The sequence below is a fragment of the Carboxylicivirga sp. genome, from assembly GCF_982718395.1.
Genome location: NZ_CEXQWX010000162.1, coordinates 1 through 13320, shown reverse-complemented (window position 1 = coordinate 13320; position 13320 = coordinate 1). Strand labels below are relative to the sequence as shown.

The 13320-nt window shown below is 38.6% G+C and carries 10 protein-coding genes; 7 read left to right on the top strand and 3 right to left on the bottom strand.

Annotated features, from left to right (window positions below):
* Both AC4MRQ_RS21115 and AC4MRQ_RS21110 read left to right on the top strand, forming a co-directional pair.
* Positions 1–894, top strand: an 894-nt coding sequence (locus tag AC4MRQ_RS21115) for an efflux RND transporter permease subunit (protein ID WP_491199708.1), incomplete at its 5' end; no start/stop codon positions are given.
* Positions 891–2264: an efflux transporter outer membrane subunit gene (locus tag AC4MRQ_RS21110; RefSeq protein ID WP_491199707.1), complete on the top strand. Its 1374-nt coding sequence runs from the start codon at positions 891–893 to the stop codon at positions 2262–2264. The genes AC4MRQ_RS21115 and AC4MRQ_RS21110, both read left to right, overlap by 4 nt.
* A gap of 68 nt (positions 2265–2332) precedes the next feature.
* Here the strand turns inward: AC4MRQ_RS21110 and AC4MRQ_RS21105 are convergent, their stop codons facing one another.
* Positions 2333–4540, bottom strand: a complete 2208-nt coding sequence (locus tag AC4MRQ_RS21105) for a bifunctional alpha,alpha-trehalose-phosphate synthase (UDP-forming)/trehalose-phosphatase (RefSeq protein ID WP_491199706.1) — start codon at positions 4538–4540, stop codon at positions 2333–2335.
* Between the two features lie 231 nt (positions 4541–4771).
* Here AC4MRQ_RS21105 and AC4MRQ_RS21100 point away from each other — a divergent pair, with 231 nt between their 5' ends.
* Positions 4772–6580: a glycoside hydrolase family 15 protein gene (locus tag AC4MRQ_RS21100; RefSeq protein ID WP_491199705.1), complete on the top strand. Its 1809-nt coding sequence runs from the start codon at positions 4772–4774 to the stop codon at positions 6578–6580.
* Positions 6581–6660: 80 nt separating this feature from the next.
* Here the strand turns inward: AC4MRQ_RS21100 and AC4MRQ_RS21095 are convergent, their stop codons facing one another.
* Positions 6661–7167 carry a ferritin gene (locus AC4MRQ_RS21095; protein ID WP_491199704.1) on the bottom strand — a complete coding sequence of 169 codons (507 nt, stop codon included), beginning with the start codon at positions 7165–7167 and terminating at the stop codon, positions 6661–6663.
* Between the two features lie 228 nt (positions 7168–7395).
* Between AC4MRQ_RS21095 and accC the strand changes: the two genes are divergently transcribed.
* Genes accC through AC4MRQ_RS21080 form a run of 3 tightly spaced genes read left to right on the top strand, consistent with a single transcriptional unit; the run spans position 7396 to position 10982 of the window.
* Positions 7396–8910 (top strand): acetyl-CoA carboxylase biotin carboxylase subunit, encoded by a 1515-nt coding sequence (gene accC / locus AC4MRQ_RS21090; protein WP_491199703.1) that lies wholly within the window; start codon positions 7396–7398, stop codon positions 8908–8910.
* A 10-nt stretch (positions 8911–8920) separates the two neighbouring features.
* The gene (locus AC4MRQ_RS21085; RefSeq protein ID WP_491199702.1) at positions 8921–9427 is read left to right on the top strand and encodes a biotin/lipoyl-containing protein; all 507 of its coding nucleotides are present in this window, start codon (positions 8921–8923) and stop codon (positions 9425–9427) included.
* Between the two features lie 16 nt (positions 9428–9443).
* The gene (locus AC4MRQ_RS21080; protein WP_491199701.1) at positions 9444–10982 is read left to right on the top strand and encodes an acyl-CoA carboxylase subunit beta; all 1539 of its coding nucleotides are present in this window, start codon (positions 9444–9446) and stop codon (positions 10980–10982) included.
* A gap of 134 nt (positions 10983–11116) precedes the next feature.
* On the opposite strand, the gene AC4MRQ_RS21075 is transcribed toward AC4MRQ_RS21080, so the two are convergent.
* The gene (locus AC4MRQ_RS21075) at positions 11117–11980 is read right to left on the bottom strand and encodes a histidinol-phosphatase (protein ID WP_491199700.1); all 864 of its coding nucleotides are present in this window, start codon (positions 11978–11980) and stop codon (positions 11117–11119) included.
* Between the two features lie 184 nt (positions 11981–12164).
* Here AC4MRQ_RS21075 and AC4MRQ_RS21070 point away from each other — a divergent pair.
* Positions 12165–13320, top strand: a 1156-nt coding sequence (locus AC4MRQ_RS21070) for a peptide chain release factor 3 (RefSeq protein WP_491199699.1), incomplete at its 3' end; no start/stop codon positions are given.

Genomic DNA, 13320 nt, shown 5'->3' with positions numbered 1-13320 from the left:
TATATCAATGATTTTAATCGGTTCGGAAGGTTATACAAAGCCTACTTGCAAGCTGCACCTGAATTCAGACAAGATGGAGAACAACTGAATATGTTCTATGTCAAGAACAAAGATGGCGAAAGCTTACCTCTATCCTCTTTAGTGACTGTTGAAAAAAACTCAGGTGCCGATTTCACCAATCGCTTTAATCTCTATCGTTCGGTATCCATTACTGGTACTCCTGCGCAAGGTTTCTCCTCGGCTCAGGCATTAAACGCTTTGGAGGAGGTAGCAAATGAGGTTTTACCTCCGGGAATGGGTTTTGAGTGGGCAGATATGTCTTACCAGGAGAAAAAAGCAAGTGGATCAGGTAATATAGTTTTTGTTTTTGCTTTAATCTTTGTTTTTCTGATTCTGGCAGCTCAATACGAAAGCTGGTCATTACCTTTCAGTATTCTGCTGGGAACTCCTTTTGCTGTTCTTGGTGCGATGATTTTTGTTATGCTGGCTCGCTTTATAAGCCCGACTTTTGAGAATAATGTTTTTATGCAGATATCGCTTGTAATGCTGATTGCTATGGCAGCCAAAAACGCTATTCTGATTGTTGAATTTGCAAAGATCAAATTTGATGAAGGCATGAGTTTATTTGATGCAGCAATTGAATCGGCCCGCTTACGTTTCAGACCAATTCTAATGACAGCTTTCTCATTTATCCTAGGGGTATTGCCTTTAGTTGTAGCATCAGGTGCTGGAGCTGAAGCCCGAAAGGTTATGGGAATGGCATTGCTTGGCGGTATGACTGTAGCTACAGTTCTGGGCGTTGTAATGTATCCGATGCTATTTGTCTTTATTGGAAAAATAGCCAAATACGAAGAAAAGAGAGCCTTAGCTAACCAAAAGAAAGAAGAAGAATGAAAATGATCAAATACATACTATCAATTGCATTACTGGCTTTTGTGATTAGCAGTTGTAAGATGGGTAAGAATTATTCCAGACCTGAGATAGAAATGCCTCAGAGCTTTATTTTTGCCTATGATGATACAACTTATAACGAATCATTAAAGTGGTGGCAGCTATTTAATGATCCTGTATTGGATACATTAATTCAAAAAGCACTTAGAAACAATAAAGATTTATTAGCTACAGCACAAAATGTTGAAGCTGCCCGCTTACAGCTTGCCATTCAAAAAGCCGATTTGTTGCCTCAGCTGAATTACTCTGGAACAGCTGGAAGAGGTAACTTTCAGGCTTTCAAATTACCAGAACCTACCAATGCATTCAGTTTCATTGGGCAGGCCAGCTGGGAAATAGACTTTTGGGGCAAGCTAAGAAGAATGAATGAATCTGCACGTGCTCAATATCTGGCATCTGAATATGGTTTAAACTCGTTGCGTTTATCGTTAATTACAACAGTTGCCACTACCTACTTTCAGATAATGGAGTTTCAAACAAGAACACTTATAGCTGAGCAAACATATGCCATCCGGGATAGTTCATACCTGATTCTCCAGGAACGGTTTGAAGCAGGGATCATTCCTGCCATTGATGTCAACCACTCGCGTATACAAAAGGCCATTGCGGCCACTGCTATTCCCGTATATAAGCGTGGTGTTGCACAATCTGAAAATCTACTAAGTGTTCTGATAGGTGAAAATCCTCAGTTACACAATTTTGAAAACAAGCTGGATACATATACTGCGGTTCCTAAAATCCCTGCTGGTATTCCATCTGATTTACTTAACAGACGACCTGATATAATGGTGGCAGAACAGGAATTAATTGCTCAAAATGCATTAGTAGGTGTGGCTCAAGCAGCCAGACTTCCATCTCTTAGCCTTACTGGTATGTTTGGTTTAGCCAGTGATGATTTAAGTACCTTAACTTCAGGAGACCCTGCCTGGAATATCAGTGGTAGTTTATTGGGGCCTATTTTTCAATGGGGTAAGAATAAAAACCGCGTAAAAGCTGAAAAAGCAAGAACACAAGCTGCAGTATACCAATATGAGAATACGGTACTGAATGCTTTCAGAGAAGTGGAAGATGCCTTGTATACAATTGAAACTTTAAAGGAAGAAGAAACTGCTATAAAGGAACATGTTGAAGCAGCAATGGAGGCCGCCACCTTATCAGGCGATCGCTATGATAAGGGTATTGCCAGTTACATTGAATTTCTGGAAAGTCAGCGACAAGCTTTTGATGCGCAAATGTTATTAACCGGTAACAGACAAGATTTATTGGAAGCATACATTCAGCTTTACCAAGCTCTTGGAGGAGGATGGCAATAGCTGATTAATTATAAAAGTAAAACGGCGCATGTTTGTTACATGCGCCGTTTTACTTTTTGACTTTCATGTTAATCTCCCAAACTCTTTAGGAACTTCCTTACTGCTTCAACTGACTCCAGTTTATAGTTGGCACTCGTACGTTGTATACCAACTTTAACAGTAATTGCTTCACTTGGCAGTTCCTTAAACATATATTCATCAGTCCAGTCATCCCCCATGGCCATCAAATAATCAAAGGACTCATTATGAATAAATTGATTTGCAGCTATTCCTTTGTTGATACCGCCACTCTTCACTTCGATAACCTTACTTCCTTCCATTATCTCCAGGTTAAGATTACCTACCAAATCCAACAGCTCATCCTTCAATTCATTAGCTCGAATTACACTTTGATCTGGTTCAGCTTTGCGATAGTGCCAAACAAGTGAATAGTTCTTCTCTTCGATAAATGATCCTGGTGTCCGATCAACGAAACGCTCTAAAACCGGACGAATTACTGGCATCCAATCATTATTAACATTGGTTAATGTTTGCCAATCCTCGCCATATTTGCGCAACCAAACACCGTGTTCACAGATTAAGTTGATTGGTACATCAGCAAACCATTTCTCCAGAGTATAACGATCACGACCACTGATAATAGTGACTGTGTTCTTCTTATCTGCTATCAATCTGTTTAAGATCGAATAAAGCTCTTCATTTGGAGTGGCTTCCTGCGGATTCTTATGAAAGGGTGTCAGAGTCCCGTCATAATCAAGGAATATTGCTCTTTTAGCAGCATTGGTGTACTTCTGATTCAACTCATTGAAAACACTGGTGCTTATTTTCTTCACGAGAAACTCTTTTTGGATACGTTTCACATTCTCTAATGCGTCAACAAATTCACCAGCCCATTTAAAAACCGAATAACGCTGAATTCGCTCCTGCAGATGGCCCATACGTACCTTTTGTTCTTCAAGCGGCATTGTTAATGCCCTATGCAAGGCCTCAGCTATTTCATCTTCATTAATTGGATTAATCGTGATGGCCTCTCCCATTTCCTGTGATACGCCAGCCATCTCACTGAGTACGATAACTCCGGTTTGGTTACCACGAGATGCAACATATTCTTTAGCTACCAGGTTCATACCATCACGGAGAGGTGTGATTAATGCCACATCAGACATGTTATAAAGTTCGACCAGATTTTCGAAAGGCATGGCTCTGTAGAAATACCAAACAGGTGTATAGTTAATATTGCCATAAGTACCATTGATATTCCCCACCAACTCGTCTACTTCTTTCTTTAACATCATGTACTCTTCTACCTGCCCTCGACTTGGTACAGCTAACATTACTAATGTTACCTGACCATGAAATTCAGGGTATTTCTCCATGAATTTACGGAACGCTTTAAGGCGTTGAGGGATCCCTTTAGTATAATCGAGGCGGTCAATAGAAAGAATAAGTCGACGGTCAGGCGACGTCATAAAGTATTTCTCCAATTCTTTATGTAAATCAGAACGCTCCTGAATTGTTTTCTGCATCACCTTAGCAGAAGTCTTCTGAAACTTTTCGTAATCAATACCCATTGGGAACGAATCTGCTTTGATAATACGATCTTCAGCATGAATTTCATTGAATGCAATTTCATAACCGTACAAACGACGCACCGAACTGAGAAAGTGACGCTCATAATCATATATATGAAAGCCCAATAAATCCGCTCCAAGCATTCCCTTCAATAACTCCATTCTCCATGGTAAAATTCGAAATACCTCATAAGATGGAAAAGGGATATGCAGGAAGAAACCCACTGTTACATTTGGTTTAATCGATTTGATCATTTCAGGAACCAACAACAGTTGATAATCGTGCACCCACACTGTATCTCCGTCTTCAGCAACTTCAAGAACACGATCGGCAAATCGTTGGTTAACCCGCTTGTATGTCTCCCAATTTTCGGGTGAATAATCTACATATTGAGTAAAATAATGAAACAAGGGCCATACTGTTTTATTACTGAACCCTTCATAGTATTCAAGGATTTCTTGTTCGCTGAGAGGTACAGTAACACAGCTCTTCTCCATTAAAAGATTATCGATTTCAGCGCTTTCATCCTCAGATAAATCATCTGAATTAACACCCGACCATCCAATCCACTTTCCTCCATACTCGGTATATACCGATTTCATGCCGGTAGCGAGTCCTCCAACACTTTCTGTTAAATCAAATCCTTTTTCCTTTTTGGTTAAACTATATGGCAATCTGTTGGCCACAATATGAAGTCTCGACATAGGTTTAAATTTAATTTATTATCTGACAATCTGCTAACACGTTGTGTTATATTACAGATCTTGAAGAATTTACAACTATCTTGTCAATGATTTTTTAAAAGAAAACTACAAAAAGTAGTATTATTTAAAAAATACCTCTTTTTTTGCAGTACTAAGCAAATATACATTTCTCAATGATATTTTGGCTTATTTATATTGAAGAATTTGAGAATTAGCATTATTGATTAGCGTATGAAAAACCTTGATTACGGTATCATAGGAAACTGCAGAAGCGCAGCATTAGTATCAAAAACCGGTTCAGTTGAATGGCTATGTTTACCTCATTTTGCCTCACCATCTACATTTGCTAAGATATTGGATGATGAGAAAGGCGGATTTTTTAGGGTTAGGCCAACTGAGGAGTATGAAACAGAACAATTTTACATTCCCAGAACGAATATATTAGTTACCAGATTTACATGTACCACAGGTATTTTTGAGTTACACGACTTTATGCCACGATACCGTAACGAAGATGGTGTATATTACACTCCACCTGATATTGTCAGGTATATCAAACATATATCAGGGGAAATAAATGTTGTTATTAATTTTGAGCCTAAATTAGAATATGCACAACCCGATACGGTTATTGATGTTAATGGAGAATACCTGAAGGCATATACCACTAATGGAGAGTATGATTCTGTATATTTGTACTCTTCTTTTGATAAAAAAAGTATTAAGGATAAGCTTCCTGTTACCATTAAGCAGAATGAATATTTGCTGCTGAGCTATAATCAAAAGCTATTGCAGCAATCTACCGATCGCTCTTATTTAAAACTGCAGCGAACAAAAGTATACTGGTTAAATTGGTCGGATAAGACCACCACCTTTAAAAAGTACGATGAAGAAATTAACAGGAGTGCTTTAACTCTTAAGTTACTTAATTACCAAAAGTCGGGTGCTATTCTAGCTGCCTTAACAACTTCACTTCCAGAAACAATTGGTGAGGTTCGTAATTGGGATTATCGTTTTTGTTGGATCAGGGATGCTTCAATGGTAGTGAAAATCATGACACAATTAGGGCATGAACGAATTGCGGAACGCTATCTCAATTTCATCATCAACCTGATGCCAGATAAGGGCGAAAAGATGCAGATCATGTATGGTATTCATGGAGAGAAGAACCTTCATGAAATTGAGCTGGAACATCTGAATGGTTATGAAGGAAGCAAGCCTGTTCGTATTGGCAATGCAGCCTATGTACAGAAACAAAACGACATCTATGGTATCTTGATGGATGTTATCCTTCAATACTTTGAACTTTTTAAGTCAACATTGGGTAACAGCGAAGATTTATGGACCATTGTTCGTAACATTGTAAAGGTTGTTGACGAGAACTGGCAAGAACCCGATAAAGGTATTTGGGAAATCAGAAGTGAAGGAAAACATTTTACCTTTAGCAAGGTGCTGTGTTGGGTAGCAATTGACCGTGCCAGGAAGATTGCTCAGCTGTTAAAATGCGATACCTACGCCGCGGCCTGGAAACAATTGGAAGAGAAAATTGCTGCTGATATTCATGAAAATGCCTGGTCAGAAGATAAGCATACATTTACGCAATCTTATGGCTCGAACGATCTTGATGCAGCAGTGCTTCTAATGGAATCGTATGGTTTTATTAAGGCAGATGACCAGCGTTATAAGAAAACCGTATTGGCCATTCAAAAGGAATTAGAACACGATGGGTTAATGTTCCGATACAAAAACGAAGATGATTTTGGTGAACCGCAATCAGCATTCACCATCTGCTCTTTCTGGTTGATTAACAGCTTATATAAAATTGGCTTGAAGGATGAGGCAACAAAGAAATTTGAGGCCTTGTTAGCTTGCTCCAATCATTTGGGATTATTTAGCGAAGATCTGGACTTTAAAACACGTCGCTTATTAGGTAATTTCCCACAGGCCTATTCACATTTAGCAAAAATAGAAACCGCTATAACATTATCTGGAGATGAAATATCCAAAGAAGAGCAGATTATGAAGTCGATCAGACACTAATGCTTATTACATCACAATTCATATAATAGAAAAAGCCGGCATATCAAAATAGCCGGCTTTTTCTTATTACTTTTAGTTATTTATTCAGCACTTGCAGGCACTTGTCCGCGCATTCCCATAATGTCACGATCAAACATATACAGGTTGTGATCTCCTAATAATTTCAACTTATCATTAATTGCTGCAACTGATGCTTCTTCTTCGATTTGCTCAGTTACAAACCATTGAATCCAATTATGAGTTGTAAAATCTTTTTCATCTAAACAAACTCCTACAATTCCACTGATAAGTTCAGTAACATATTGCTCATGCTCATATACTTTGGCAAATACAGCCTTAATATCCTTATAATCTGAAGGTGGCTGTTCTATGGAAGGAATAATAGCTTTCCCACCACGTTCGTTTACATATTTGATAAATTTCATCATGTGCAAACGTTCTTCTTCAGCCTGTGCATATAACCAATTTGCTGTGCCTTCATAACCATTGGTGTCGGCCCAAACAGCCATTGCCAAATATAAATTAGATGAGTAAGCTTCTTTTTCAATTTGATTAACCAGTATTTCTTCTACCTTTTTCTTAAGCATAACAGTTAAAAATTAAGTTTTTTCAATAGCAAATATACACTTAATAAACCATCAACGTTTCAGGGTGTTTAGCAGCATCCTTATTTATAATCATTCCACACAAATTACTCAAAGCGTTTGGTAGTTTGACAAAAATCACCTTTTTTGCATCCCGGAATTAAAGGTCTTTTAGTGTTAGATTAAACATTTTGACTTCTAATTTTTTATTAATGAAATCTTTATTCCATTATGATTAAAAAAGTATTAGTTGCTAACCGAGGCGAAATTGCTGTGCGCGTTATGCGTTCATGCCGCGAGATGGGTATTCGCTCGGTAGCTATTTTTTCAGAAGCTGACAGAACAGCTATGCATGTCAGGTATGCGGATGAAGCCCATTGCGTTGGGCCGGCTGCCTCAACCGAAAGCTATCTTAATATCAAAAAAATTCTGGAAGTTGCTAAAGTTTCCAAAGCAGATGCAATTCATCCCGGTTATGGTTTCTTATCTGAAAACGCCTTGTTTGCTGAAGAAGTAAATAAAGCCGGAATCATCTTTATCGGGCCATCAATTCATGCCATTAATACCATGGGTGATAAATTGACTGCTCGCCAGTTGATGATTGACTCTGGAGTACCCGTTGTTCCGGGAACGAAAGAAAACATAAACGACCCTAAAAAGCTCAAAAGTGTAGCTGCACAAATTGGTTACCCTGTGATGCTTAAAGCCAGTGCAGGTGGCGGTGGAAAAGGTATGCGTTTAGTTCGTGAGGAAAAGGATTTGGTTAATTCCTACGAAATGGCAAAGTCAGAAGCACGATCTGCCTTTGGTGATGATGCGGTTTATATTGAGAAGTATATCGAATCTCCTCACCATATCGAATTCCAGATTATGGCAGACCAGCATGGTAACTATGTTCACCTCTTTGAGCGTGAATGCTCTGTTCAGCGTCGCCACCAAAAGGTTGTTGAAGAAACACCTTCGCCACTGATGACACCTGAGTTAAGGAATAAAATGGGAGAACAGGCTATTGCAGCTGCTAAATCAGTTAATTATGTAGGTGCCGGAACCGTTGAATTCCTTGTTGATAACAAACTCAACTTTTACTTCCTGGAAATGAATACCCGTTTGCAGGTTGAACATCCTATTACAGAGCGTACCACAGGAGTTGACCTAGTTAAAGCACAAATTAATGTGGCAAATAGCTTGCCTTTGGAATTCAAACAAGAGGATTTAAAACAAAACGGACATGCCATTGAGTGCCGTATTTATGCAGAGGATCATCAAAATAACTTTATGCCTTGTCCGGGCGTTGTAAAAAATATTACCGAACCCATGGGGTTAGGAATGAGAACAGATGGCTATGTTTATGAGGGTTATGAGATCCCATACCATTATGACCCGATGATCTCTAAATTAATATCGTGGGCACCTACCAGGAAAGAAGCTATTGATCGAATGAAACGAGCTTTATATGAATACAAAATCACTGGTGTAAAAACCTCTATCCCATTCGTTGCTCGTATTATGGAAGCAAAGGATTTTGTTGATGGTGATTACGATACGCATTTCATTGAAAACAATATGGAGTTTTTAATGACTGAAGAAGATGATTGCATTGATTATTGTGAAGATATCGCTTTGTTTGTGGCTTACCTTGATTATACCCAAAAGTTGAAAGAGGCTGCCGATAAAACAAATGTGGCTACTCCAAACCAGTCGGCGTGGAAAGAATATGCACGCCGTAAGAATATTTTACGACTTTAAATCAAGTGTTATGCCAATAGAATTAAAGATAGATACACGCCGAGCCAGAATAAATATTCTTGAGCAGGATGGCTCCAAATACAAAGTTGATATTGATGGTCGTATTTATGATCTCGATCTTTTGAAAGTTGAATCCGACACCTATTCTATTTTAGTTGATGGACAATCGATTAACATGGAGATGATTGAAGGTGACAGTCTAAATGAATACAAAGTCAACACCATTAGTAATTATTACGAAATTGAAGTAATTGATGCAGCCCGACGCTATCGTAAGGCCTCTAAATCCGGATTAGATGGAGATAATAATGTTATTTCCACACCTATGCCTGGCAAAATTGTCAAAGTACCAGTTAATATAGGCGATACGGTTGAGAAGGGACAAACCGTAATCGTTGTTTCAGCAATGAAAATGGAAAGTGAATACAAAAGTGCCATTGATGGAGTTATTAAGAGTATACACGTTGCTGAAGGCGATGCCGTTGAAGGTCATCAACCATTAATTGAAATTGAATAACCTATTAATCAGAAACATGCAAAGTTTAGTAGAAAAATATAAGAAGTTTGAAGAGCGTAACCGTGAGGCCGAAGCTGGTGGCGGAGAAGCACGTATAGAAAAGCAACATAAGGGTGGCAAATTGACAGCCCGTGAGCGTATTGAAATTTTTCTGGATGCAGGAACATTTGTTGAGCTGGATAAATTAGTGAAACACCGTTGTACCAATTTTGGTATGGATAAAACCCATTTTCCGGGTGATGGATTTATAACCGGATATGGCAAGGTAGATGGCCGACTGGTGTATGTATTCGCTCAGGATTTTACGGTTTTTGGCGGCTCACTTAGTCGTACAAATGCCGATAAAATTATCAAAGTATCAAAATTAGCATTAAAAATGGGCGCCCCTTTAATTGGATTAAATGATTCAGGTGGTGCACGTATCCAGGAAGGTGTTCAGAGTCTGGCAGGCTACGGTGATATCTTTTATCTTAACGTAAAAGCATCGGGAGTTATTCCTCAAATTTCAGCAATTATGGGACCATGTGCCGGTGGTGCAGTGTACTCTCCTGCCCTCACCGACTTTATCTTTATGGTAAAGGATTCCAGTTATATGTTCGTTACCGGGCCCGATGTAATTAAAACTGTTACACACGAAGAAGTTACCAAAGAAGAGCTGGGAGGTGCCATGACTCATAATGCCAAGAGTGGTGTTGCTCATTTTATGGCTGATGATGACGAACAAACTTTAATGATGATCCGTGAATTACTGAGCTTTATTCCTTCAAACAATATGGAAGATCCTCCTGTAATGCCTACCACTGATGATATCCGCCGTGAGAATGAAGAACTTCAGGAATTGATACCTGCCGATCCTAACAAACCATACGATATGCATGATGTGATTGGGTCTGTAGTTGACAACAAGCACTTTTTTGAGGTGATGCCACATTATGCACAAAATATTATCACAGGCTTTGGCCGTATGGCTGGTCGTACAGTTGGGATTGTAGCCAATCAACCAAACTACCTGGCTGGTGTGTTAGATATTGAATCATCGGCTAAAGGAGCTCGTTTTGTGCGTTTCTGTGATGCCTTTAACATTCCTGTTGTGACTTTTGTAGATGTTCCCGGATTTTTACCAGGTACAGTTCAGGAATATGGTGGTATTATTAAGCATGGTGCTAAACTTCTTTATGCTTATGCCGAAGCTACAGTACCAAAGATCACTGTTATTACAAGAAAGGCATATGGTGGTGCTTATGATGTGATGGCTTCAAAACATTTGATGGCAGACATTAATTTTGCTTATCCAACTGCTGAGATAGCCGTTATGGGGCCAGAAGGAGCAGTAAATATCATTTTCCGTGGTGAAACTGATGAAATTGCTAAAACTGAACGTGTTGATGATTATCGTGAAAACTTCGCGAATCCATACCGTGCCGCTGAATTAGGTTATGTAGATGAAATTATCTTACCAAAAGATACCCGTTTTAAACTGATTCAGGCATTGGAAATGACGCAAAACAAGAGTGAATCGGCACCATTGAAGAAACACGGAAACATTCCGTTATAACCATAAAAAAAGTATGATCGTCAAAACCTGACAGTCATACTTTTCTAACTTCTTATCTTATACTCTCGCATTACATTATATTGGTGTATTGCGAGATTTTTCTTTTAAAAAGATGTACTTTCCTAATACAGCTCTTAGGCGTTTACCAATATCCCTTCTGGGCTTAAAATTACTTCTTTCCATTCTCCTTCTACAAGCTCTGTGGTATGTGTAAAACCAGCTTCAATCAACATTTGTGCTACTTCAGAAAATGCATTGGTTAAACGATCAGGATGATGCGCATCGCTATTAATGGTAATTGGAATATTCAATTCTTTAATCTTTCCAAAATGCTCTGGTCCTGGGAATAAATGTCCATCACGGTAATAAGCTTTTGTATTGATTTCCACAATCACACCTTTCTCTTTTATTAATTCAAGGGTTTTATTGACTTCATCAATATACCATTGGTCACTTTCATTAAAGAGCTTAAAAGCCTTGTTGTGCATTTTAACCTTGTCCATATGTCCAATGATGTCAGGTGTTCCAAGCTCAATCATCTCTCGTTGCAGTTCATAATAACGCTTTGCTGCCCTTTTTATATCACCATTAAAAGTTTCTTCCAGTCCCTTTAAAAATTCATCTGCAGGCGCATCAACAGCCCAATGTGTTCCATCATTCATCTGCCCGATAAAATGAACTGAACCTACTGTATAATCTAAGTTGGCTTGTATTATCATTTCAGCTTTTGGTGAAGCCAGCCCCGGTATGTAATCTACTTCAAGCGATTTGTATACATTAATCTGATCTTTATACTTCTTTTTCAGGCTTTCAACTTCTTCGAGATAATCATTTAGCTTAAATGCGGGCATATTCCAATCTGTTGGAAAGGGAACTGGTGCATGAGACGATATCCCGATAGTGTTCATTTTTAACTCTATTGCTTTAGTAATATACTCCTCGATCTTCTCTTGTCCATCACAATACTCACAATGTCCGTGGTAATTCGTCCAGCCCATAATAATTGATCTTTATAAAGATTTAACTGTCTGTGTAATTTTGCTTTTAATTCAGAAGCAAAAATTAAAAAATATCTCTAAACTAAAGCAAAAACACGCATTAAATTTAATTAAACAATTCTATTACTGGTAAACATGAATTTGCCTTGAATGTTTAACTTTGCAGCTTCAAAATTGAAGGACAATGGGTTTTATTGAGGAAATAAACAGAAGACGAACATTTGCCATAATTAGTCACCCGGATGCGGGTAAAACAACACTTACGGAAAAACTACTGTTATTTGGTGGTGCAATCCATGTGGCAGGTGCAGTAAAATCAAATAAGATAAAAAAGACAGCCACATCAGATTTTATGGAGATTGAAAAACAAAGGGGTATTTCGGTCGCCACATCAGTAATGGGCTTTGAATACGATGGTTATAAAGTAAACATTTTGGATACTCCTGGTCACCAGGATTTTGCAGAAGATACTTTTCGCACACTAACGGCCGTTGATAGTGTAATCATTGTTGTGGATGCTGCTAAAGGTGTTGAGGCACAAACTCGTAAGTTGATGGAAGTTTGCCGGATGAGAAACACACCTGTAATTGTTTTTATCAATAAACTCGATCGCCCGAGTAAAGATCCTTTTGACCTGCTGGATGAAGTAGAAGAAGAACTAAAAATTAAAGTTCGCCCCTTAAGCTGGCCAATCGGTAATGGTCCTCAGTTTAAAGGAGTCTATAATCTGTTTGACGAGAGTTTATACCTTTTTGAACCCGGCAAGCAGGTGTTAGAAGAAGGCATTGCAATTCAGGATTTAAGCGACAAAACAATTGATGATCAGATTGGTGAAGATTCGGCAGATATGATGCGTGAGGAATTGGAACTGGTAAATGGCGTATATCCTGAATTTGAATCTCAGACTTATATGGATGCAGAGGTCGCACCTGTATTTTTTGGTAGTGCGCTTAATAATTTCGGGGTTAAAGAATTATTGCAGTGTTTTCTTAAGATAGCTCCTTCACCACAACCTTCACAGTCTGAAGAGCGACTGGTAAATGCAGAAGAAGAAAAGATGACTGGTTTTGTTTTTAAGATTCATGCCAATATGGATCCTAATCACCGTAACCGATTAGCCTTTTTAAAAATCTGTTCGGGAAAATTTCAGCGTAACACCAATTACCTTCACGTACGACAAGGTAAAAACATGAAGTTTTCGAGCCCAACTGCATTTATGGCCGAAAAGAAATCTATTATTGATGAAGCCTACCCTGGTGATATTGTTGGTATACCTGATACTGGTAATTTCAAAATCGGTGACACTGTTACATCGGGAGAAAAACTTCACTATAAAGGAT